This is a genomic window from Streptomyces sp. NPDC057543, assembly GCF_042801895.1.
GTDB lineage: Bacteria > Actinomycetota > Actinomycetes > Streptomycetales > Streptomycetaceae > Streptomyces.
Genome location: NZ_JBHVFF010000079.1, coordinates 1 through 21,885, shown reverse-complemented (window position 1 = coordinate 21,885; position 21,885 = coordinate 1). Strand labels below are relative to the sequence as shown.

General features: G+C 70.3%; 18 protein-coding genes and 2 pseudogenes. 10 read left to right on the top strand and 10 right to left on the bottom strand.

From position 1 onward, the window contains the following. Positions 1 to 191 precede the first annotated feature (191 nt). From ACFU8Q_RS16070 to ACFU8Q_RS16040, 7 genes are all read left to right on the top strand, one after another. Complete coding sequence (locus ACFU8Q_RS16070) at positions 192 to 1,586, top strand: hypothetical protein (protein ID WP_384453498.1); 1,395 nt, start codon at positions 192 to 194, stop codon at positions 1,584 to 1,586. 11 nt (positions 1,587 to 1,597) lie between these two features. Next, positions 1,598 to 2,641, top strand: a complete 1,044-nt coding sequence (locus ACFU8Q_RS16065; RefSeq protein ID WP_384453495.1) for a glutamate ABC transporter substrate-binding protein — start codon at positions 1,598 to 1,600, stop codon at positions 2,639 to 2,641. 103 nt (positions 2,642 to 2,744) lie between these two features. Beyond that, positions 2,745 to 4,070, top strand: a complete 1,326-nt coding sequence (locus ACFU8Q_RS16060; protein ID WP_384453492.1) for a hypothetical protein — start codon at positions 2,745 to 2,747, stop codon at positions 4,068 to 4,070. A 58-nt stretch (positions 4,071 to 4,128) separates the two neighbouring features. Further along, entirely contained in the window at positions 4,129 to 6,939 is a 2,811-nt protein-coding gene (locus ACFU8Q_RS16055; protein WP_384453489.1) for a tetratricopeptide repeat protein, read from the top strand. Between the two features lie 2 nt (positions 6,940 to 6,941). Further along, positions 6,942 to 8,297, top strand: coding sequence for a protein phosphatase 2C domain-containing protein (locus ACFU8Q_RS16050; RefSeq protein WP_384453486.1), 1,356 nt, complete (start codon positions 6,942 to 6,944; stop codon positions 8,295 to 8,297). A gap of 235 nt (positions 8,298 to 8,532) precedes the next feature. Next, positions 8,533 to 9,891, top strand: a complete 1,359-nt coding sequence (locus tag ACFU8Q_RS16045) for a VWA domain-containing protein (RefSeq protein WP_384453483.1) — start codon at positions 8,533 to 8,535, stop codon at positions 9,889 to 9,891. 108 nt (positions 9,892 to 9,999) lie between these two features. Beyond that, positions 10,000 to 11,208, top strand: coding sequence for an FHA domain-containing protein (locus ACFU8Q_RS16040; RefSeq protein ID WP_384453480.1), 1,209 nt, complete (start codon positions 10,000 to 10,002; stop codon positions 11,206 to 11,208). Positions 11,209 to 11,224: 16 nt separating this feature from the next. Here the strand turns inward: ACFU8Q_RS16040 and ACFU8Q_RS16035 are convergent, their stop codons facing one another. Next, complete coding sequence (locus ACFU8Q_RS16035) at positions 11,225 to 12,208, bottom strand: methyltransferase domain-containing protein (protein WP_384453477.1); 984 nt, start codon at positions 12,206 to 12,208, stop codon at positions 11,225 to 11,227. Between the two features lie 178 nt (positions 12,209 to 12,386). Between ACFU8Q_RS16035 and ACFU8Q_RS16030 the strand changes: the two genes are divergently transcribed. Next, positions 12,387 to 12,791: a globin gene (locus ACFU8Q_RS16030; protein WP_384453474.1), complete on the top strand. Its 405-nt coding sequence runs from the start codon at positions 12,387 to 12,389 to the stop codon at positions 12,789 to 12,791. 104 nt (positions 12,792 to 12,895) lie between these two features. Here ACFU8Q_RS16030 and ACFU8Q_RS16025 read toward each other — a convergent pair whose 3' ends face one another. The 4 genes from ACFU8Q_RS16025 to ACFU8Q_RS16010 all read right to left on the bottom strand — a co-directional run bounded on the left by ACFU8Q_RS16025 (position 12,896) and on the right by ACFU8Q_RS16010 (position 16,538). Further along, positions 12,896 to 13,588, bottom strand: a complete 693-nt coding sequence (locus tag ACFU8Q_RS16025) for a hypothetical protein (RefSeq protein WP_384453472.1) — start codon at positions 13,586 to 13,588, stop codon at positions 12,896 to 12,898. Beyond that, on the bottom strand, positions 13,585 to 14,007 hold the full coding sequence (locus ACFU8Q_RS16020) for a thioesterase family protein (RefSeq protein WP_266361441.1): 423 nt from the start codon (positions 14,005 to 14,007) through the stop codon (positions 13,585 to 13,587). Before ACFU8Q_RS16020 ends, ACFU8Q_RS16025 begins: the two co-directional genes overlap by 4 nt. Positions 14,008 to 14,012: 5 nt before the next feature. Next, the gene (ettA, locus tag ACFU8Q_RS16015) at positions 14,013 to 15,677 is read right to left on the bottom strand and encodes an energy-dependent translational throttle protein EttA (protein ID WP_384453469.1); all 1,665 of its coding nucleotides are present in this window, start codon (positions 15,675 to 15,677) and stop codon (positions 14,013 to 14,015) included. A gap of 246 nt (positions 15,678 to 15,923) precedes the next feature. Then, positions 15,924 to 16,538, bottom strand: coding sequence for a GntR family transcriptional regulator (locus tag ACFU8Q_RS16010; protein WP_384453514.1), 615 nt, complete (start codon positions 16,536 to 16,538; stop codon positions 15,924 to 15,926). A 347-nt stretch (positions 16,539 to 16,885) separates the two neighbouring features. On the opposite strand from ACFU8Q_RS16010, the gene ACFU8Q_RS16005 reads away from it, so the two are divergent. After that, complete coding sequence (locus tag ACFU8Q_RS16005) at positions 16,886 to 17,263, top strand: nuclear transport factor 2 family protein (RefSeq protein ID WP_024757633.1); 378 nt, start codon at positions 16,886 to 16,888, stop codon at positions 17,261 to 17,263. Positions 17,264 to 17,416: 153 nt separating this feature from the next. Here ACFU8Q_RS16005 and ACFU8Q_RS16000 read toward each other — a convergent pair whose 3' ends face one another. Both ACFU8Q_RS16000 and ACFU8Q_RS15995 read right to left on the bottom strand, forming a co-directional pair. After that, positions 17,417 to 18,151, bottom strand: a complete 735-nt coding sequence (locus tag ACFU8Q_RS16000; RefSeq protein ID WP_384453466.1) for a helix-turn-helix domain-containing protein — start codon at positions 18,149 to 18,151, stop codon at positions 17,417 to 17,419. A gap of 117 nt (positions 18,152 to 18,268) precedes the next feature. Next, positions 18,269 to 18,799, bottom strand: a complete 531-nt coding sequence (locus ACFU8Q_RS15995) for a GNAT family N-acetyltransferase (protein WP_384453463.1) — start codon at positions 18,797 to 18,799, stop codon at positions 18,269 to 18,271. Positions 18,800 to 19,212: 413 nt separating this feature from the next. Between ACFU8Q_RS15995 and ACFU8Q_RS15990 the strand changes: the two are divergent. Next, positions 19,213 to 19,715 (top strand): annotated as a pseudogene (locus ACFU8Q_RS15990) (IS6 family transposase); the annotation flags it as partial. A gap of 39 nt (positions 19,716 to 19,754) precedes the next feature. Here the strand turns inward: ACFU8Q_RS15990 and ACFU8Q_RS15985 are convergent. The 3 genes and pseudogenes from ACFU8Q_RS15985 to ACFU8Q_RS15975 form a co-directional block, all read right to left on the bottom strand. Continuing rightward, positions 19,755 to 20,294: an isochorismatase family protein gene (locus tag ACFU8Q_RS15985; protein WP_384453460.1), complete on the bottom strand. Its 540-nt coding sequence runs from the start codon at positions 20,292 to 20,294 to the stop codon at positions 19,755 to 19,757. Between the two features lie 496 nt (positions 20,295 to 20,790). Continuing rightward, positions 20,791 to 21,189, bottom strand: a complete 399-nt coding sequence (locus ACFU8Q_RS15980; RefSeq protein WP_384453457.1) for a hypothetical protein — start codon at positions 21,187 to 21,189, stop codon at positions 20,791 to 20,793. Then, a pseudogene (locus ACFU8Q_RS15975) lies at positions 21,186 to 21,697 on the bottom strand (transposase); the annotation flags it as partial. The gene ACFU8Q_RS15980 and the pseudogene ACFU8Q_RS15975, both read right to left, overlap by 4 nt. Between the last annotated feature and the right edge of the window lie 188 nt (positions 21,698 to 21,885).

The window sequence follows — 21,885 nt, the reverse complement described above, 5'->3', positions numbered from 1 at the left end:
TGATCGGCGGCTCAGGCCTTGATCGAATGCGTGTGATCGCGTCCGGGTGCGTGTGATCGCATCCGTGGATCGATGCAGGATCCGGACGTTCGTGGTGTGGATGTCGGTCCCTGCGGCCATACTTCTGGCCGGGCACCATCCTCCGACCGGCCGGGGGCCGGGCCACCGTCAGTGACCGAGGGGGAGGTCGAGTGACACACCCGCCGAACGTACGCACCGCGCCGGAACACACGCGCGCACAGCTGCCCGCGCCCGCGACCGTACCCGTTCCGCCGCAACGCGGTGCCTGGTCCGCGACGGCGGAACGGCTGCGGGCCGCGGCGACGACCGAACCGGGCAGGCTCCGGATCGTCGGGGCCGTACTGGCCCTGCTCGTCGTCGCGTTCGGGGCCGTGACGGCCTTCGAGATCGCCGACCGGGCGTCCGCCGCCGACGACGTGGTGAGCCGCAGTCAGCCCCTGAGCGCCGACGCGGCGGCCATCTACCGCTCGCTGGCGGACGCCGACACCACTGCGGCGAGTGGCTTCCTGGCCGGGGCGCAGGAGCCGCGCGATGTCCACGACCGGTACAACAAGGACATCAAGGAAGCGTCCCGGCTGCTGGTGAAGGCCGCGGCCAACACGGACACGTCGACGACGTCCGGGCACGAGATCACCACGCTCAACGAGGAACTCCCCCGGTACACGGGCCTGATCGAGCGGGCCCGCGCCAACAACCGGCAGGGCCTGCCACTGGGCGGCGCCTATCTCCGGTACGCGAACCAGCAGATGACCAACGTCCTGCTGCCGGCCGCCGAGCGGCTGTACGCGGCGGAGACCGGCAGGCTCGGCCGGGACAACGACGCGGCCAGGGCCTGGCCGTTCTTCTCGCTCGGGCTCGGAGTCGTGGCACTGGCCGCGCTCTTCTGGGCACAGCGGCGCAACTACCGCAGGACGCACCGGGTGTTCAACCGCGGTCTGCTCGCCGCGACCGCGGCGTCCACCGTGGTGCTGCTGTGGCTGGCCGTGGGGCACACGGTGGCGCGGTCCGAGCTGCATGCCGCCGATGTGAACGGGCAGCAGTCCCTCGATGTCCTCAACCACGCGAGGATCGATTCGCTGAAGGCGCGCGCCAATGAGAACCTCACTCTGGTCGCCCGCGGCGCGGTGCTCACCCCGGACGGCAAGAACGACAAGTACGAGACCGACTACACCACGGATATGAAGGCCCTCGGTGAAGAGCTGAGGAGAGCCGGGAAGCTTGCCGCCGACGACGAGCAGGGGAGCGGGCCGGTGACGAAGGCCGTCGACGCCGTCTCCGAGTGGCAGGGCCGCCACCGGACCGCCCGCACGGCTGACGACGGCGGCGACTACGAGGGCGCGCGGACGCAGATCATCGGGCCGAAGGACTCGACGGGTGAGTCCTTCGAGCGGGTGGACGACGCGCTGGAGCTGGCGCTCGCCCATGAGCAGGACGAGTTCACCCGGGCCGCGAAGGACGGGCGCGGGGCGCTGGGCGGACTACCGACCGGGGCCGCCGCGCTGGCCGCGCTGGCTGCCGTGGCCGCGATCGTCGGCGTCAACCGCAGGCTCTCGGAGTACCGGTGAGAGGGGGAGCGATGACCAGGAAGCGCACGGGCCGGTGGTCCACCCGCGGCTGGGGCGGGGTGACGGGCATGGCCGTGGCCTGCGCGGTGACGGCCTCGCTCACCCTGCTGCCGCTCTCCCACGGCGGCGCCGACGTCTTCGGCGGTGACGCCTCGGGGCCGGGTACGGCGCAGGCGGTGCAGGCCCGGGCCGACGACTGCACGGACCCGGAGGCGAGCCTGCCGCCGTCGTCCGGCAGCGGTCCGAGTATCGAGAAGATCAAGAAGCGCGGAAAGCTGATCGCGGGCGTCGACCAGAACAGTTTCAGCTGGGGATACCGCAATCCGGCGGCCGACAAGGACAAGGACCAGCTCGAAGGGTTCGACATCGATCTGGTGCGGGCCATCGCCGAGAACATCCTGGGCGACCGCGACGCGGTGATCTTCCGTGCCATACCCACCAACCAGCGGATCGCCGCCCTGGAGAACGACAAGGTCGATGTCGTCGTCCGGACGATGACCATCAACTGCAGCCGGCTGAAGCAGGTCTCGTTCTCCACGGCCTACTTCCAGGCCGGGCAGCAGGTCCTCGCACCGAAGGACTCGACGATCACCGGGTTCGACAAGTCCCTGGCCGGGAAGCGGATCTGCACCGCCGAGGGCTCCACCGCCTACGAGGCGCTGGAGAAGCAGTCGTTCGGCGCGGTCTTCAAGGACCCGCACGACGGAACGGCGGCGGACGAGGAGCAGCTCACCGTCCCCAACCAGCTGGATTGTTTGGTGCGGCTGCAACTGGGCGAGGTCGACGCGATCGTCACGGACAACGCGCTGGCGGCCGGCCAGGCCGCCCAGGACCCGGCGGTCGAGCTCAAGGGCGACAAGCCGTTCACCACCGAGTACTACGGCGTGGCGACGAAGCTCGGCGCGAACGATCTGGTGGCCCGGGTCAACCAGGTACTGGTCGACTACCGCAGGGGTGGTAAGGACAGCCTCTGGATGCGGTCGTACCGGAACTGGCTGGAGGACGGTCTGCCGGGGATAACGGCGCCGCCGGCCCCCAAGTACCGGAGCAACTAGTGCCGGGCCGGCCGGGTGTGCGCGACGGCGCGGACCCGGCCGGCGAGGCAGTGGACCTGATCCTGCCGGGCCCGTCCCGGCAGGAGGAGCGGAGAGGTGATCGATGGGCGTCGCGGGCCCCTTCCCCGGCTACGCGGGGAGGCCCCCCGGCCCGGTCATGGACCGGGACGAGGTGGACCGTGCGCTGGCCCGGCTGGGCGCGGAGCACGAGGCGATCGAGACCTCGCTCCTCGCCCTGCAGGACCACGCGGGCCGCCGGCTCCTGGAGGGCGCCGATCTGACCGGTGTCACCAAGGAACGCTGGGCCACCACCGAGCAGTCGATCACGCTGCTGTGGGGATATTTCGACGCCTACGCGGGGGCGCTGGCCGCGGCCCGTACGGTGCGGGCGCGCCGGAGGTACCCCAACCGGGACGATCTGCTGGCCCTCACCGAACTGCTGCGCGGCCAGGGCATCACCGTGGCACACGCGGCGGGCCGCCCCGATCCGTCGATCACGGGCCCGGCCAAGCTCTCCGAGCGGTTCACGCTGGAGGAGCTGGTCGCCCGGATGAACGAGCTGTACGCCCGTTCGCTGGACATGGTCGTCGCGTCCGACGCCGTGTGGTCCGCGCTGCCCGCCCGGATAGACCTGCTCGCCGCCGAGCTGCACCGCACCCGCTCGCTGGCGCACTCCGTCGGCGTACGCCCGGGTGAGCACCCCGCGGGTGACGACCTGGCGGCGATCACCCATGAGCTGACCACGCTGCGGGTGCAGGTGATCTCCGATCCGCTCTCCTTCTGGCTGTCGGGTCCCGGGAGTTCGGCGCCCGGCGGCGGCCGCCCGGACACGACGCGCTACGACCGGGCGGCCCGCGCCCTGGACGACGTACGCCGCGAGATCGAGGCCGTGCTCGCGGTCCGGCAGGACGCCGAACAGCGGCTGGTCCAGCTGCGTGACGTCCTGTCCCGCGCGGACCGCACCCTGACCGAGGCCCGGTCGGCACGCGGCGAGGTGCTGGCGAAGATCGCCGCGTCCGAGGTGCCCGCGGTGAGCGGTCCGGCGACGGCGCTCCAGGAGCGGCTGGCCGCCGCGTCGGAGTACCGCAGGCACGCCCAGTGGCACCGGCTCTCCCCGCTCCTGGAGACCCTGGAGCAGGAGGCCGAGGAGGAATTGCTGCGGGCCCGTGAGTCGTTGACCGCGGTCACGGCCCCGCTGGCCGTTCGGGCGGAGCTGCGCGGCCGGCTCGACGCGTACAAGGCGAAGGTCGCCCGGCACGGTCTGGCCGAGGACCCGCTGCTGATCGAGCGGTACGACGCGGCGCGCCGGATGCTGTGGAGCGCGCCGTGCGATCTACGGGTCGCCGCGCAGGCCGTACTGCGCTACCAGGAGATGGCGACCGAACTGCTGTCCCAGCGCCGGGCCCCGGGACCGGAGGACCGGCGATGAGCACGTATACGTACTTGGTGGAAGGACCGCCGCGGCGGGGCGAACAGGGGGACGGACCATGAGTACGCAGTGCCAGCGCCCCGCGTGCGAGGGCAATTACGAGGACATGGGCGGCGGTGAGCTGTACTGCGACACCTGCGGTCTGGCTCCGGTCGTCTCACCGACCGGCCTGGTGAGCTCGCCGCCCACCGGGATCGCGGGCGGCGGTGGGGCGAGCAGTCGGGGCAGTGGCGGCAGCGCAGGCAGTCGGGGCAGCAACAGCAGTTCGCGGGTCTCGTCCAGGGCCTCTTCGCGTTCCTCGTCCCGTTCGTCGACGTCGCGGCGTTCCGTTTCGGGGCGGCTCTCGCGCTCGCTGTCCGGTGGCGCCACGTCCCGTTCGGTTTCGGTGCGTTCCTCCGGTTCGTCCACGGGCGCGTCGGGCCGGGGCAGGCTGGGCGCGGGCCTGGTGCAGGTACCGGACGTGCCGCGTCCGGACCCGCGCTCGGCGGTGATGGCGAACCCGGAGGTGCCGGAACGCAAGCGCTTCTGTTCGCGCTCCGACTGCGGAGCGCCGGTGGGCCGGGCCCGGGGCGAACGGGCGGGCCGTACGGAGGGGTTCTGCACCAAGTGCGGTCACCCGTACTCCTTCGTGCCCAAGCTCGGCGAGGGCGACATCGTGCACGGTCAGTACGAGGTCGCGGGCTGTCTGGCGCACGGCGGGCTCGGCTGGGTCTATCTCGCGGTCGACCGTGCGGTGTCGGACCGCTGGGTGGTCCTCAAGGGCCTGCTCGACACCGGTGACCAGGACGCCATGGCGGCCGCCATCTCGGAGCGCCGCTTCCTCGCCGAGATCGAGCACTCCAACATCGTCCGGATCTACAACTTCGTCGAGCATCTCGACCAGCGCACGGGCTCGCTCGACGGTTACATAGTGATGGAGTACGTCGGCGGCAAGGCGCTCAAGGAGATCGCGAACGAGCGCCGCACCCCGGCCGGAAAGCGTGATCCGCTGCCCGTCGAACAGGCGTGCGCGTACGGCATCGAGGCGCTGGAGGCACTCGGTCATCTGCACAGCCGCAACCTGCTGTACTGCGACTTCAAGGTCGACAACGCGATCCAGACCGAGGACCAGCTGAAGCTGATCGACATGGGCGCGGTCCGCAGGATGGACGACGACGAGTCGGCCATCTACGGCACGGTGGGGTATCAGGCGCCGGAGGTCGCGGAGACCGGTCCGTCGGTCGCGTCCGATCTGTACACGGTCGCGCGGACGCTCGCGGTGCTCACCTTCGATTTCCAGGGCTACACCAACGTCTTCGTGGACTCGCTCCCGGACCCGGACAACATCGAGGTGTTCCGGACCTACGAGTCGTTCTACCGACTGCTGGTGCGGGCCACCGACCCGGATCCGGCGCGGCGGTTCGCCTCTGCGGCAGAGATGGCGGAGCAGCTGACGGGTGTGCTGCGCGAGGTGGTGTCACTGCAGACGGGTCGGCCGCGCCCGGCGCTGTCGACGCTGTTCGGTACGGAAGTGCGGGTCACGGACACGCAGTTGTTCGCCGAGCTGACGGACGATGTGTCCCGGCTGGGGGCACGGGCTGCGGCGTCGGCACCGTCAGGGCGCTTCGGGCGGCGGCGGACCGGGGCGGTGACCGCTGTCGTGAGTTCGGCCCCGGTCCCGCCCGCGGTGCCGCCCGCCGGACCGGGACCGGGCGCGCTGCCCGCGGGTGCGCCGGTCGCGGCCGGTTACGCCGCGCCGGGTGCCGGTCCGCTGACCGCACCGCCCACGCACGTCCGGGCCGGCGGCGCTGCGGGACCGGGCGGCGCGGCCTTCTCGTACACACAGACCCAGGTCGCGATTCCGGCCCCCCGGCTCCCGGTCGGCGTTCCCGGTCTGCCGTCCGGTCCGTACGCCGCCGAAGGCCCCCGGCTGGCCAGGCTCGACGTGCCGTCCACCTCGCTCGCGCTGCCCGTGCCCCGGGTCGACGCGAGCGACCCCAACGCGGGGTTCCTCGCCGGGCTGATGACCACCGCCCCCGCCGAACTGATCAGCGCGCTGCAGGCCGCACCCGCGCCGTCGCTGGAGACCCGGCTGCGAGAGCTGCGCGCCCGCCTGGAGATGCGCGAACTCGGCGCCGCGGGACAGGCCCTGACGGACCTGGAAGGCACGTACCCGGACGACTGGCGGGTCGTCTGGTACCGCGGCCTCACCTCGCTGGTGACCGGCGACCACGAGAACGCGGCACTCTCCTTCGACGCGGTGTACGACGCGTTCCCCGGTGAGCCGGCGCCCAAGCTGGCGCTGGGGATCTGCGCGGAGGTCCTGGGCCAGCTGGACAACGCCGCCGAGTACTACCGGCTGGTGTGGACAACCGACCCGAGCTTCGTCAGCGCCGCGTTCGGCCTGGCCCGGGTACGGATCGCCGCCGGGGACCGGACCGGGGCCGTCAGGGCGCTGGAGTCCGTACCGGAGGCGTCGATCCACTACACGGCGGCCCGGGTCGCCGCGGTACGGGCCCGGCTGCGTGAACGGGCGCCGGACGAGCCGCTGATCGCCGATCTGATGGCCGCCTCGGCCCAGGTGTCGGGGCTGGTCGGCTTCGGTCTGGACGCGGTGCGCCGGGAGCAGTTGTCCACAGAGGTGCTGGGGACGGCGCTCGACTGGGTACTCTCCGGTAGTCCCACGGCTTCGTCCGCGGTCCCGCAGGCGCACGCGTCTGCCGGGGCGGACAGGCCGAAGACACTGCTCGGCAGTGAGTTGGACGAGCGTGGCCTGCGTTTCGGGCTGGAGCGTTCGTACCGGATGCTCGCCCGGCTTGCGGAGCCCGGCGACGAGAGGATCGAACTGGTGGAGCGGGCCAACCGTTTCCGCCCCCGGACGTGGGTGTGAAAATGTCGCAGAAGCCCCAGGAGACGGTCTTGTCGAAGTGCCCCGGCTGCGAGGAGCCACTGGAGCCCGGGGACCTGTTCTGCGGTGCGTGCGGGTACGACCTGTCGGCCGTGCCCGAACCGCCGCGGGACCGCCCGACGATCGCCATGACCGTGCCTGCGGAGAACGGCGCGGCGTCCGCCGCCCGGACTCCCGCGGAACACCCGGCAGCGGTCCGGTTCGACGAACCGGGCGGACCGGGCGGGTCAGGTGGGCCGGGCAGATCGGGCGACTTCGAGCTGGCCGCGCCTGGGGCCGTACAAGAGGCCACGCCCGGGGCCACGCCCGAGGTCACGGCCGCGTCCGCGCCGCCGGCCGGGGCATCGGCGCCCGCACCCGATCCTCGTAGCCCCGCCGCCGAGCTGTCCGCCACGCCGCCGGCCGGCACCAAGCTGTGTGTGGCCTGCCGGGCCGGCCGGGTCGACACCGACGGCTACTGCGAGAACTGCGGTCACGCCCAGCCGCGCGAGCGCGACCACATGGAGCAGGAGCTCGAATCGGTGGCCGCCGTCAGCGACCGGGGCCTGCGCCACCACCGCAACGAGGACTCGTTCGCGGTGTCGACCACCGCCCTGCCCGACGGTTCGCCGGCCGTCGTCGCGATCGTCTGCGACGGTGTCTCCTCGGCGAGCCGCCCCGACGAGGCTTCGGCGGCCGCCGCGAGCGCCGCCAACGAAACGCTTCTGGAGTCGCTGCCGCGCGGCACCCATCCGCAGCAGGCGATGCATGAGGCGATCGTCGCCGCCGCCGAGTCGGTCAACTCCCTGGCCCAGGAGCCCGGCAGTGCCATGGAGCACGATCCGCACCGCCACCAGAACGCCCCGGCGTGCACGCTGGTCGGCGCGGTCATGGCGGGCGGCCTGCTGGTCGTCGGCTGGGTCGGCGACAGCCGCGTCTACTGGGTGCCCGACGACCGCAGCAACCCGCCCGCCCGGCTGACCGAGGACGACTCCTGGGCCGCACAGATGGTGGCGGCGGGCCTGATGAACGAGGCCGAGGCGTACGCGGACGAGCGCGCCCACGCCATCACGGGGTGGCTCGGCGCCGACGCGTACGAACTGGAGCCCCACACCGCGTCCTTCAAACCGGACCGGTCCGGTCTCGTGGTGGTGTGCACGGACGGCCTGTGGAATTACGCGGAGTCGGCGGCCGAGATGGCCGCGGCGGTGCCGGCCGACGCGCACCTGCGGCCGCTGCACGGCGCCCAGGTGCTGGTGGGTCACGCGCTCGACGGTGGGGGCCACGACAACGTAACAGTGGCCCTCCTGCCGTTCGCGGTACCGCCGCAGGGGGCAGGATCGGCGTGCGGCGACACATGAGTCCCGTTCCGTAACGCTTGATTCCGATTCCGCCCACCCATCCACGCACTCCGCGCCCCCGTTCCGCCCACTCCCCCTGTTCCACCGGCTCCGCGCATTCCAACCCACTCCGCCCACCCCGTCCCGGCGCCGCCGCCCGTGCTCACCCGCCTTCGCCGCACTCAGCGCCTTCGCCCGCTTTTCTTCCCTCACAGCTGTCTTCATCTGACACCTGGAGTCTCAAGGAGCCGATCAGATGGCCAACTTCTCCAAGTCGAACGTGCCGCAGTTCTCCGTCGAGGTGTACCAGAACGAATATCTGCCGGAGGGCGGTCGCGAGGTCAACGCCATCGTCACGGTCACCTCGACCGGAGGAGGCACCACCGGCGGTGTCCCGCTGTCCGGTGCGGCTGCGGCGCCTTCGCGCGTGCCCGGTCAGGCGCCGGGCGCCGCCGTGGTGATCATGGTCGACTGCTCCGGTTCGATGGACTATCCGCCGACGAAGATGCGCCATGCCCGCGACGCGACGGCCGCCGCGATCGACACCCTGCGCGAGGGCACCTCGTTCGCCGTGGTCGGCGGCACGCACGTCGCCAAGGAGGTCTACCCGGGCAACGGGCGGCTGGCCGTGGCCGACGCGCGGACGAAGGCCCGGGCGAAGGAGGCGCTGCGCGCGCTCAGCGCCGGCGGCGGTACGGCGATCGGCACCTGGCTGCGGCTGGCCGACCGGCTGCTCGGCGCCGCCGATGTCGAGATCCGGCACGGCATCCTGCTCACCGACGGCCGCAACGAGCACGAGGCGCCGGAGGACCTGCGGGCCGCGCTGGAATCCTGCGCGGGCCGCTTCACCTGTGATGCCCGCGGTGTCGGCACCGACTGGGAGGTGAAAGAGGTCACAGCCGTCGCCGCCGCGCTGCTCGGCACGGCCGACATCGTCGCCGACCCGGCGGGACTGGCCGCGGACTTCACGCAGATGATGGAGAACGCGATGGGCAAGGAGGTCGCGGATGTCGCACTGCGGCTCTGGACGCCCGTCGGGGTCGAGATCAAGTTCGTGAAGCAGGTCGCACCGACGGTCGTCGATCTGACCGGACGCCGCACCACGGCGGGCCCCCGCGCCGGTGACTACCCCACGGGCTCCTGGGGCGACGAGTCCCGCGACTACCACGTGTGCGTACAGGTGCCGGAGGCCGGGATCGGGCAGGAGATGCTGGCGTCCCGGGTCTCGCTGATCCTTCCCGACCCGGCGGGCGGCGCGCCGCAGACGCTTTCGCAGGGCCTGGTACGGGCGGTGTGGACGGAGGACATGGTGGCGTCCACCTCGATAAACCCGCAGGTCGCGCACTACACGGGTCAGGCGGAACTGGCACAAGTCATCCAGCAGGGGCTCGATGCCCGCAAGTCGGGAGACTTCGACGGCGCGACCGCGAAACTGGGCCGTGCGGTGCAGCTGGCATCGGCGTCCGGGAACGAGGAAACTGCGAAACTGCTTTCGAAGGTGGTGGACGTCGTCGACGCGGCGACCGGTACTGTGCGACTGAAGGCGAAGGTCGCGGAAGCGGACTCGATGACACTCGAAACCCGCTCCACCAAGACCGTGCGCGTCAAGAAATAGCCACACAGAGTCGGGCCGTCCGGCCGGAGCGATCCGGTGCCGGGTGGCGAAGAGCAGCAGAAATTCACGGCCCCCCGGGGCCGGACGAGGAGAGGGGGAAGCGCCGACATGCCGACCTGCCCGAACGGACACCAGTCGGGTTCCGATGACTGGTGCGAGGTCTGCGGACATCGCATGACCGGGGCGGGCGCGCCTGCGGGTGCAGTCCCCCCGCCGCCTCCCCCGCCCCCCGCTCCCGGTTACGGCTACCCGCAGGGCCCCGGCCCGGACGCGACCCAGCAGGCCGAGCTCTGCCCGCAGTGCCGCACGCCACGTGAGGCGATGGCGCCGTTCTGCGAGGAATGCCGCTGGAACTTCCTCACGAACACCGCGACGTCGTACACGCCGCTGGCGCCGCACGGCGTTCCCGGCCCTCCGCCGGGCCTCAACCTGCCGCCGGGCTTCCAGGCGCAGCAGCCGCCGAGCCCCCAGCAGCAGCGCGACCCGTTCGAGTACCAGAGCTCGCGCCCCTCGCAGGTGAACCGCCCGGCCGAGCCGCTCTCCCCCGACCGGGACAGCCGCCCCGGGCCGCCCCCGCCTCCGGCTCCGGGGCCCCAGTCGCCGCAGTCGCCGCAGCCGCCGCAGCCGTTCCAGCAGCAGGGGCCGCCGTCTGCCTTCCAGCAGCAGTCGACGCCGCCTCCGCCGTTCCAGCAGCAGTCCGCACCGCCGCCGTTCCAGCAGCAGTCGGCGCCGCCCGCGTTCGGGCGGCCCGGTCCGACCGCCCCGCCCGCCCCTCCTGCGCCGCAGCAGTCGCAGCCGCCGCAGTCCGGCGACGACGACTGGATGCTGTCGCCGCCGTCCCGGACCCAGGCCCCGCAGCCGCCGGCCCCACAGCAGCAACAACCGCAGTTCCCGGGCCAGACGCAGCCGCCCGCGAGCTGGACCGCGGTCATCGCCCCGGACCGTGAGTACTTCCTGGCGATGATGCAGCGCAGCGGCCCCGAGGCGACCGGGCTCAACCTGCCCGCGTACTCCCCGGAGCAGCAGCTTCCGCTGACGGGCAACCAGATCACCATCGGCCGCCGCAGGCAGAGCACCGGCGAATCCCCGGACATCGATCTGTCCGTGCCGCCGGAGGACCCGGGCGTCTCGCATCAGCACGCGGTGCTGGTGCAGCAGCCGGACGGCGGCTGGGCCGTGGTCGACCAGAACTCCACCAACGGCACCACGCTCAACGGCGCCGAGGATCCGATCCAGCCGTACGTCCCCGTGCCGCTCCAGGACGGCGACCAGGTGCATGTCGGGGCGTGGACGACGATCACGATCCGCCGGGACTGACCGCGGACCGGCCGCGCTACCCGCTGGGCAGCGGCCAGACGTACGGCCCCTCGGGGTCGTCCAGCCAGGCCCACTGCCGCCCGTACTGGACCGTGATGCCGAACCTCTCCCGTTCGGGACGGCGCTCGCGCTGCCACAGGGAGAGGGCCTCGCGCGGGTCGAGGGTGGCCCCGGTCAGCGTCAGCATGAACCGGAAGAGCTGGTTCTCGCTGACGCGCCTGGGCAGGGTGCCGAGGTGTGGGCGCCGCGCCGGCTGCGGCAGTGTGCCGCGCAGCGGTACGAAGTACGCGGGCGTGTGCAGGAACCGGCCCTCGGCGTACCTTCCGTGTTCCCCTTCGCTCACCCGAAGCGCGATCAGTCCGGTGGCGAACGGCGCCAGTATCCGCGCGTCCGTCACGCACTGGTCCAGCCAGGCCTGCGGTACGCACGGCAGGGTGCAGGTCGCGATGATCCGGTGGTACGGGCCGCGCGGGGGCCAGCCCCGTGTCCCGTCCCCGGTGATCACCGCCGGGCGGTATCCGGCCGCCGCCAGATGCCGGCGGGCGGATTCGGTGATCTCCGGGTCGAGGTCGACGGTGGTCACGGCGTCGTCGCCGAGCCGGTGCGAGAGCAGCGCCGCGTTGTAGCCGCTGCCCGCGCCGATCTCCAGGACCCGCTGCCCGTCCCGTACGTCCAGCTCGTCGAGCATCCGGGCCATCAGCGACGGCTGGCTGCACGAGGAGATCAGCTCACCGTCCCGGATCCGGGTGGCCACGGCCCCGTCCGCGTACGCCCCGCCCAGCCACTGGGCCCGCCTGATCGGGTCGGGGTCCTCGCACCACAGGCGGTCCGTTCCGCCGCCGACGTAGTAGTACGGCACGAACAGATGCCGCGGCACCTCCTCGAACGCGGCCCGCCATGCCGGGTCGGTCAGACCCCCGCCGGCCACGATCCCGCGCACCATCGCCCGCCGCTCCTCGGCGGCGGCCTCGGCGAAGGGATCCGGGCGTGCGTCGTCCATACCTCCACTTTCCTGCGCCCGGGACGCCAGGGCCAGGAACCGGGCCGGGATCCGATGGCGGGTTCCGGTGGCGGGGTCCGGCGGCGGAGGTCCGACGGCAGAGGCCCCGTGGCCGGAGTCCGAGGTCAGGAGTCCTAGGACTCGGGACCTCGGCCGGTGCGTCTGCGACGATGGACGGGTGACTGAGATTCCGCGCGACACGCTGCAGGAGCAGACCTTCTACGAGCAGGTCGGCGGCGAGGAGACTTTCCGACGCCTGGTGCACCGCTTCTACCAGGGGGTAGCAGAGGACCCGCTGCTCCGGCCGATGTACCCCGAGGAGGATCTGGGCCCGGCCGAGGAGCGGTTCAGGCTGTTCCTCACGCAGTACTGGGGCGGGCCCCGTACCTACAGCGAGCAGCGCGGACATCCGCGGCTGCGGATGCGGCACGTCCCGTTCCAGGTGGACCGGGCGGCGCACGACGCGTGGCTGAGCCACATGCGGGTCGCCCTCGACGAACTCGGCCTGGCGCCGGAGCACGAGCGGCAGTTGTGGGACTACCTCACGTATGCCGCCGCCTCGATGGTGAACACCGAGGGCTGAGGTCTCGTTCCGGCCGCTCACGGCACACGGTGCGGCGGGCGGCGGGGGCTGATCACGGCCGGTACAAGGGCCGGCGGTTCGGCCGGCCCGGTGCGCGGTCCTGCTCAGCCCGCGCCCACCGACACGGCGAGCGTGCCGAGCCCGGTACCCGGGCCGCGCAGGGCGATCGAGCCGAACGGGGTGCGCAGCCGCAGCCAGGATCCGGCCGCGAGAAGGGCGACCGGGAAGTCGGGCGACGGGCGGAGGAAGCCGAGGGACTGGGCGGCGTGGACGGCCCGCAACGGAAGTTCGGTGCGTCCGACCGCGCGTGACCAGATCTCGCGTCCGATCACGTCCCGCACCGCCCGGGTACGGCGCTCCTCGGGCAGCGCCTCGTCGCGGGAGCGGAACTCCGCCACTGCCGCGGTGACCGCCGTGCGCAGGGTGACCGGACCGGGCAGGCCCGGCAGTTCGCGCCAGCCGCCGCGGGGCGGGAGGACACCCGTCCACGGCGGCCCGGTCACGGGTGCGGGCAGGGCGCCCGAACCGGCTGCCGCCGCGCCCTCGACGTCGAGGGATTCGAGGAGTTCACCGGCGGACACCGTGACGTCGAAGTCGTGCGATCCGGCCAGTTGCGCCGCCCGGATCGCCAGGACCTCGAACGACGGCGGCCGGCCGAACACGGCCAGCGCACCGCCGCCCGCCTGCATCCGCACCGCCGCGGCCCGGTCGTAGTGGAGCAGCCGGCCGAGGAAGGCCGCGAGATCCGCGGCCTCCCTCGCGTCGGCGAACTCCAGCGACCGTACGGGCACCGTCATGCTGCGGCGGGCTCCTCGGCCAGGTACTGCTGGAGGAAGAGCTTCTCCTCGGCGGAGATCCGCCGGGGCCGCTCCTCGGCCAGGTTGTACGGCACGACGACGGTCGACGCCCGGACGTACACCTGGTCCGGGTCCTTGATCTCGTACGCGATCGTCAGCGACGCCGCGCCGATCTTCGTGACCCAGGACTCGACGGTCACCGGCTCGTGCCGGTGGACCAGCGGACGCACGTAGTCGATCTCGTGCCGGGCCACGACGGACCCGCCCGAGAAGGACGGCGAACCGTCCCCCGGCGCCAGCCGGAACATGAAGTCGATGCGCGCCTCCTCCAGATAGCGGAGGAAGACCACGTTGTTGACGTGGCCGAAGGCGTCCATGTCCGACCAGCGCAGCGGGCAGTTGTAGATGTGGCGTGCCAAGACGATCAGCCTCGCGTGAGCTTCTTGTACGTGGCACGGTGCGGGCGGGCCGCGTCGGCGCCGAGGCGGTCGACCTTGTTCTTCTCGTACGACTCGAAGTTGCCCTCGAACCAGTACCACTTGGAGTCACCCTCGTACGCCAGGATGTGCGTGGCGACGCGGTCCAGGAACCAGCGGTCGTGGGAGATGACCACAGCGGCGCCCGGGAACTCCAGGAGGGCGTTCTCCAGCGAGGACAGGGTCTCGACATCGAGGTCGTTGGTGGGCTCGTCGAGGAGCAGCAGGTTGCCGCCCTCCTTGAGCGTCAGCGCCAAGTTGAGGCGGTTGCGCTCACCACCGGACAGGACGCCGGCCGGCTTCTGCTGGTCCGGGCCCTTGAAGCCGAACGCGGAGACGTACGCCCGCGAGGGCATCTCGACCTGGCCGACGTTGATGTAGTCCAGCTCGTCCGAGACGACGGCCCAGAGGGTCTTCTTCGGGTCGATGTTCGCGCGGGACTGGTCGACGTAGGAGATCTTGACCGTGTCACCGATCTTGACCGAGCCGGTGTCCGGGGTCTCCAGGCCCTGGATCATCTTGAACAGCGTGGTCTTGCCCGCGCCGTTCGGACCGATGACGCCGACGATGCCGTTGCGCGGCAGCGTGAACGACAGGTCGTCGATGAGGACCTTGTCGCCGAAGGCCTTCGAGAGGTTCTCGACCTCGACGACGATGGAACCGAGCCGCGGGCCCGGCGGAATCTGGATCTCCTCGAAGTCCAGCTTCCGCATCTTGTCCGCCTCGGCCGCCATCTCCTCGTAACGGGCGAGACGCGCCTTGGACTTGGTCTGCCGGCCCTTCGCGTTGGAGCGGACCCACTCCAGCTCTTCCTTGAGCCGCTTGGCGCGCTTCTCGTCCTTACGGCCCTCGACCTTGAGGCGGGTGGCCTTCTTGTCGAGGTACGTGGAGTAGTTGCCTTCGTACGGCAGGGCGCGGCCGCGGTCGAGCTCCAGGATCCACTCGGCGACGTTGTTCAGGAAGTAACGGTCGTGGGTGACCGCGACCACGGCGCCCGTGTACTTGGAGAGGTGCTGCTCCAGCCAGTTCACCGACTCGGCGTCGAGGTGGTTGGTGGGCTCGTCGAGGAGGAGCAGGTCCGGGGCCTCGATGAGGAGCTTGCAGAGCGCGACGCGGCGCTTCTCGCCACCGGAGAGGTTGACGACCGGCCAGTCGCCGGGCGGGCAGCCCAGGGCGTCCATGGCCTGCTCCAGCTGGGCGTCCAGGTCCCACGCGTTGGCGTGGTCCAGGTCCTCCTGGAGCTTGCCCATCTCGTCCATCAGCGCGTCGGAGTAGTCGGTCGCCATGAGCTCGGCGACCTCGTTGAAGCGCTTGAGCTTGCCCATGATCTCGGCGGCGCCGTCCTGGACGTTCTCCAGGACCGTCTTCGCCTCGTCGAGGTGCGGCTCCTGCATGAGGATGCCGACACTGAAACCGGGCGACAGGAACGCGTCACCGTTGGACGGCTGCTCCAGGCCCGCCATGATCTTCAGCACCGTGGACTTACCGGCGCCGTTGGGGCCCACGACACCGATCTTCGCGCCGGGCAGGAAGTTCAGGGTGACGTCATCGAGGATCACCTTGTCGCCGTGCGCTTTGCGCGTCTTGCGCATGGTGTAGATGTACTCAGCCAAGAGAAACCGTCCGGCTATCGATGTGTGGGCAGATACACCCCATCTTGCCTGACGTCCATCCCGGGACGGAAACCAGTCTCATCAGGGACCCGTGACCTGCCCCTTCGCTGTCCCCGCTCGTAGCTGATCTGTCACTGGTTGTCGCCGCCGATCACTGCCGAGCACCCTCGCACGGCCCAGGGACGGCCCAGGAACGATCAACTCGGTGGACGTCGCCCACTCATCGAGCCCGACCTTCACCTCGGGCTATCGCCCGGTGGGAATCTCGTAAACGATCTCGCACAAGGCGGCGGGCACGACGATATCCGCGGTCTCCACGGGTCGGCCTTGGTCGCTGTAGTACGTCCGCCTGATATGGGTGACGAGAGCTGCCTTCTGGATGCCGAGAAGCGAAGCCTCCTCGGCAGTCGCCTGCCGCGGCTCCGGCTGCTCGACAGCGTGGCTGACCATGATGCCGATCGCAGCCATACGGTTCACGACGCCCGCCCCGGCGTGCGGCCCGCCCTCGGGGAGAACGACGAGTGTGCCGGCGGTGAGGTCGTACGGCTCCCAGCTCGTCGACAACTGCGCCGGCTTACCGTCGGCCAGGAACTCGTACACGGTACGGACGCACAGGTCGCCTTCGGCGACACCGAGCCGCGCCGCGATCTCCGCTGGAGCGGGGACCTTGGCCTCGGTCCGGCTCTCCCAGTCCCCCTGCCTGCCCACAGCCTGCATGTCCGCACGGAACGGGGAATCGTCACGCTGTTCGCGTGCCGATGAACGGACCACCCGGACACGCCGACGAGGTTCGGCGACATACGTGCCGGAACCCGCACGGCCTTCCAGAACACCCAGCTTCCTGAGCACCGACGACAACAGCGGCCACTGTCCCGCCTGGCGGACAGCACCGAAGCGATACAACTCGGCATGGCAGCCAAGCTCTTGGAGCATGCGTCAGAAGTACTCGGCGACGAGGAGGCCGAGCCGGAAGAGCTGCGAAACCTGGCGGCGGGCCTGATTGGGGCCCTGCACAACGTGATCCGTGTGGCAACAAGCCGCGGCCACCGCCTACCGATACCGCTCCCCGCCCGTGAAGGAGGCAACGAGGGCCCTCGTCTCCCGCCGGCAGCCTTCGGCTAGTGCTGTGACCGGGATGGTTCACCGTGGGGTCGGGAGACGGCTCACGGGACGAGCGCGGTCCGCGAGGCGAGTGGTATTACTGGTGCATGCAGGAAGAGACCGCGCGGTCCGCGATCGACACGTTCATCTCCGCGTTCAACGCCTCGGACGACAGCTATGTGACTGCGCTGCTCTCCCAGGCCCTAACCTCGGACGTGGTCTTCTGGGGACCGTTGGGCCGCAGTGAGGGGATCGAGGCGGTCGAGCGGTTCGTGCTGGACATCCGGCGCCACCCCGCGGGGACCGGCACGATGGTGCGCTGTTCGGCGGTGGACATGCCGGACGAGTGGGCCCGGTACCAGTGGGTCTTCACGACGCCGGATGGAGGCCCCCGCCTGGCGGGAACGGACGTCGTCCATCTGCGGCGGAGCCTCATCGACCAGGTCATCGTCTTCGCGGGGGAGATCGAGCCGTCCGCCTCCTGAGTCATTCTCCTCTGGCGCCGTCCTTCTCCTGAACCGGCCCCGTTCGGCGCTCCGGGTCTGCCCAGCCGAGATCATCTTCACAACGCTTCGGTCGTCCGCGCTTGGCCACGAGCGGACCGATGATGCGCTGTGGCTGTGTAAGTTCGCGGTTGGTCAGGCTGCGGTGTTGAGGGGGCGTCCGCCCCAACGGATGCCCTTCTCGCTTCGGATGCGGGCGCGTTCCTTGCGTTCGGCGGCCAGGACGTCGCGGTGGCGGGCGTTGGCGTTGCGCCAGCGTAGATAGGCGTGCAGGGCTCGTGTCTGCACGGTGTGGTTGGGGTGGTTGGAGTTGGCGATGGTGAACTGCCTCAGCGGTCCGAAGTGGGCCTCGATGGGGTTGGCCCAAGAGGCGTAGGTCGGGGTGAAGCACAGCTCGACCTTGTGCTTTGTAGCCCAGCGGCGGATGTCGGTGCCTTTGTGGGCGGACAGGTTGTCCAGGATCACGTAGATGGGGGCGCCGTCGAGCCGGGCGGCGCGGATCGACTTGAGCGCGGCCAGCGTGTTCGCGGCACCTTTCTTGCGGCGGTCGACGCCCCACAGGCGGGTGGTGGCCGTCTGGACGACGAAGTCCTCGTCGTCATCGCTGAGCAGGCGGGGACGGCCTCCCGCCCACCGAGGGTCCAGGCAGGCCAGGCCGATCTCGTTGAACCGGTAGATCACATCGCGCACGGTGTCCTCGTCGGCCGCCACCAGCTGGGCGATCACCGGCACCCGTTTCCCGCCGGCCGAGGCCAGCAGCATCATCGCGCGCCGATAGCGCACCGAGTTGGTGCTGCCCCGGCGCACGATCTGCTGCAGCCGCTGCCCCTCCTGGTCGGTCAGTCTGCGCACACGGACAGGCTCGGCCACCGCGCCTCCAGCGGTCGGATCGGACATCACCGCACATCCAACCGCCACGACGACCAACCCGGCGAACCTCATTCCTTGTTAACGCCGCCGCGAGGAGCACTGAGCGTTGCGGCGCCGTTAACAAGGAATCAGGCAACGTCCACCTCGTTCGGAGGGGCCAACATACGAGCGCATCTGCGCGACGCGGCCGTCGGCCGTGGTCCAGTCGGCCGAGAAACTGCCGACATAACGCCAGCGGGCACGCTCGTAGAGCTTGATAGCCGCGGTCGCACCGGCCTCGACTTCCAGAACGGGCCTCAGTCCGTGGACTACCGCTTCTTCGACCGCCTTGTCCAGCAGCTTGGCCGCTACCCCTCGTCGGCGAGCACAGGCGCTGACGAAGAGCCGCGCGACAGATACCAGACGCTGAGCGGGCAGCCCGACAGCGGTCGCAAGCGCCGTCCCTGGACGGGCTAGGACCACATGGCCCAGGATCTCCGAACCGTCTACGGCCACCCAAGCAGCGAGCATGCTTCGAGGAGTCAGCCATCCTTCGGGATCGGCAGGCCAATCCACTGGGTAGCGATCTGCCGCGTGAACGGTGGCGAGAGCCTCGGCGCAGCCCGGCATGTGATCATCGGCGCGAGGATGAATCTTCAGTTCATTCATTCCGAGATCTTGGCACGTAGCCAGCTACGCCGAACTCCCGCTTCCTGGCCGGGAGGACGACGTCAGAATGATCGACGGACGACCGCGGCGAGACGACGTGATCCACTGGTTGCCTGACGGGGCGAACGTTGCTTGATGCGGCACTGGTCATCCTCGCCGAAGCCGTCCCGGACGTTCTCTTGCTTGCAGGACGGGCAGACGATGTAAGCGTGTGAGTTGCTGCCATCTTCATAGGGCAGGTAGCTGGTTCCACCCGAGAGCGAGGACTGACACCACTGACAGGTGCCACTGTCACGGCTCTTGGCGCGGGTCGGTGGGTCAACGAGCATGCCGCCTTCGTCGAAGTAGACCCCAAACCCAAAGCAACTGTCGTTATGGCATTCGTACCGGCCCGTGAGCTCTCCTGAGTCGGCCCACGTGACAAGTGGCGCTTGGACGAGGTGTTCGTCAAAATCAACGGCGTGCAGCGGTACCTGTGGCGGGCCGTGGACCAGCACGGGAACGTGCTCGACATCCTGCTGCAGAACCGGCGGGACGCGGCCGCGGCCAGGCGCTTCTTCCGGAAGCTGATGAAGAAGACCCGGTCGGTGCCCCGGGTGATCGTCACCGACAAGCTCCCCTCCTACGGCGTCGCCCACCGCCACGAGATGCCGTCGGTCGAACACCGCTCGCACAAGGGCCTGAACAACCGGGCCGAGAACTCCCACCAGCCGACGAGCAACGCGAGCGCGCGATGAAAGGCTTCCGATCGGTGGGTGTCGCACAACGGTTCCTGGCCGCGTTCAGCGGCATCTCACCCCACTTCCGACCCCGCCGTCGCCTCCTCACCGCCCCGAACTACCGCGCCGAGATGATCATCCGCTCCGCGATCTGGGACCAGATCACCGGCGTCGCCGGCCTGCCCGCCGTAGCCTGAGCCGCTGTCACCACCGAAGCCGAAACGCGTCGAACCGGCTCACATCCTCGAGCACTCGCTCGCCCTCTGACTCCACTTCAGGTTGGTGAGGCGTACTACGTCGCCGAAACGGGGGAGGTTCAGCGAGATGGCCGCCTCGTGCTCCTCGGCCGTCAGCGCGGCCATGCCTTCCTCGACAAACACCACGTCGTAGCCGTGATCGGCGGCTGCCCGCGCGGTGGATTCGACGCCGAGGTTTGTCGCGATGCCCGCGAACACCAAGGTATCGACGCCGCGCTGCTGGAGCAGCTCGTGTAGGCCAGTGCCGTAGAAGCCGCCGATGGTGCGCTTGACAACCACCGCGTCCGCGAGTTCGGCGACTGACGCGACCAGCTCACTCCCAGGCGGCTGTTCGGTGACGTTCGGACGTTCAACCCGGACTGCAATGACCGGTGCGCCGACGGCACGGCTCTCACCAGCCAGAGTGAGGGCGGCGTCGACCACCGCGTCTCCCGTGCGGGGTTCCAGCGGCAGACCGACGATCCGTTCCATCAGGTCGATCAGGACAAGTGCCGTACGCGCATGGTCGAGAGTTCGCATGACGCAACGGTAGTACTTCAGCGGTAGATGTGATCTCGCTGAGGTCCCGGTGGGGAGACGGCTGCGGCCACCGGTGATCATCGTGAGGTGTGGCAGCACCTGCTCGGCCGGGCCACATGGACGCCGACCTCGTGCGCGACGAGCGGCCGGCGTCACGCCCACCACCGGGAGCCGATCGAGCCCGGGCAGTCCGGCGTCCCGCCGATGGGGAACCCGCCACATCCCGGACGGCAAACTCATCTGGGCTGATCAGCAACTGCCAGCCAGTCCCATACGGCCTGGCACAGCGCCTGTTCAAGGCGGGTCCGGGCGCCCCGACCCAAGGTCCAGGTGCAGATTCAGTTAGTCCACATTTCCGGGCCACTAGCTGCGTAGCCTCGACACCAATGCGGCTGAGACCGCGAGCGACCTCTGTAAGGGATCCCGAGGTCGACACTGCTGCCTGCTTTGGGTTTCCGGCAGTACCTCCCGGTCGGTCGGACTGAGTGAGAGGGCGTTAAGTCCGTTTCTGGTAGAGACCTCGTCCGGGTTGGGTGAGGAAGCCTTGGCGGGTGAGGCGCCCGAGGCGGCTGCGGGAGACATTCATGGCCGGGTCGTCGGTGGGCATGCCGAGGAGTTCGTGCAGGTCCCGTACTCGGAATGCCTGGTCGGGGTGCTTGTTGAAGGCGCTCAGGATGGCCTGGTAGGCGCTGGCCGACTCGGGCGGTTCGGGTTCGCCTCCGGTCGGTACGAGTTCCGCGATGACTTTCCGGGTCGTGACGAGGTCCGTCAGACGGGCCTCGGTCTCGGCCAGGGCGGCCGTCAGGTGCTCGATCTGGTAGCGCAGTTCGCCGGCCCGAGTGGTGGCCTCGTCGTGGCGGGCCTGGAGGTCCGCCATCAGTTCGACGACGTTCACGTTGCCACCTGAAGTTGATCGCGCCAGGCTGGTGCGGGTGTGGTAAGGCGGCCGGTGGAGGCCCAGTAGACACGCGAGGCGGCGTTGTCGGGCCGGTGGTCGTATTCGCGGGCCAGGCGCCGGTGCAGCATCAACGTGCCGTTGACCTGCTCGACCACCCACCTTTTCGGCTGTGGGACGAAGCCTTTGCCTTGGTCCTCCGGGTTGCGGCGGACGACCTCGACGGTGATGTCCAGCAGTGCACCGTGGATGATGACCTCGTCCTTGAATCCCTGGTCCACCAGGGCCTTCTCCAGGCGCTGGTGTCGATGACCACGAGGGACGGGTCCTCTAATCGGCGGGCCTTCTCCCGCACTTGGCAGCGCAGGAGTTCCTGGATCCCCTGGTCGAGCCCGTCCTTGCGCCACAGCGTGAAGTAATAGAACACCGTCGACCAGGCGGGCAGGTCATGGGGCAGGTAGCGCCACTGGCGGGCCGTCCGGTTCTGGTAGAAGATCAAGGCGGTGACCGGCGCCGTGCCCTCTCTGCGCTACGGCGTCGCGGGCGCCCATCTTGCCTGACGTCCACCCCAGGATGGAAACCAGTCCGCTCCGCGGTACACCCCGTCCCGCCTCCCGGCCACCGCAGTCGGCGTCTTCCGGCCACCGTTGGCCCGTGCCTTCCGGCATGCGACGGCCCCGGTACGCGGACGCGTAC

Coding starts and splice junctions, on each gene's coding strand:
- ACFU8Q_RS16065 (WP_384453495.1), top strand. CDS start 1,598: ATGACCAGGAAGCGCACGGGCCGGTGGTCCACCCGCGGCTGGGGCGGG.
- ACFU8Q_RS16060 (WP_384453492.1), top strand. CDS start 2,745: ATGGGCGTCGCGGGCCCCTTCCCCGGCTACGCGGGGAGGCCCCCCGGC.
- ACFU8Q_RS16055 (WP_384453489.1), top strand. CDS start 4,129: ATGAGTACGCAGTGCCAGCGCCCCGCGTGCGAGGGCAATTACGAGGAC.
- ACFU8Q_RS16050 (WP_384453486.1), top strand. CDS start 6,942: ATGTCGCAGAAGCCCCAGGAGACGGTCTTGTCGAAGTGCCCCGGCTGC.
- ACFU8Q_RS16045 (WP_384453483.1), top strand. CDS start 8,533: ATGGCCAACTTCTCCAAGTCGAACGTGCCGCAGTTCTCCGTCGAGGTG.
- ACFU8Q_RS16040 (WP_384453480.1), top strand. CDS start 10,000: ATGCCGACCTGCCCGAACGGACACCAGTCGGGTTCCGATGACTGGTGC.
- ACFU8Q_RS16035 (WP_384453477.1), bottom strand. CDS start 12,208: ATGGACGACGCACGCCCGGATCCCTTCGCCGAGGCCGCCGCCGAGGAG.
- ACFU8Q_RS16025 (WP_384453472.1), bottom strand. CDS start 13,588: ATGACGGTGCCCGTACGGTCGCTGGAGTTCGCCGACGCGAGGGAGGCC.
- ACFU8Q_RS16005 (WP_024757633.1), top strand. CDS start 16,886: ATGCAGGAAGAGACCGCGCGGTCCGCGATCGACACGTTCATCTCCGCG.
- ACFU8Q_RS15995 (WP_384453463.1), bottom strand. CDS start 18,799: ATGAATGAACTGAAGATTCATCCTCGCGCCGATGATCACATGCCGGGC.
- ACFU8Q_RS15985 (WP_384453460.1), bottom strand. CDS start 20,294: ATGCGAACTCTCGACCATGCGCGTACGGCACTTGTCCTGATCGACCTG.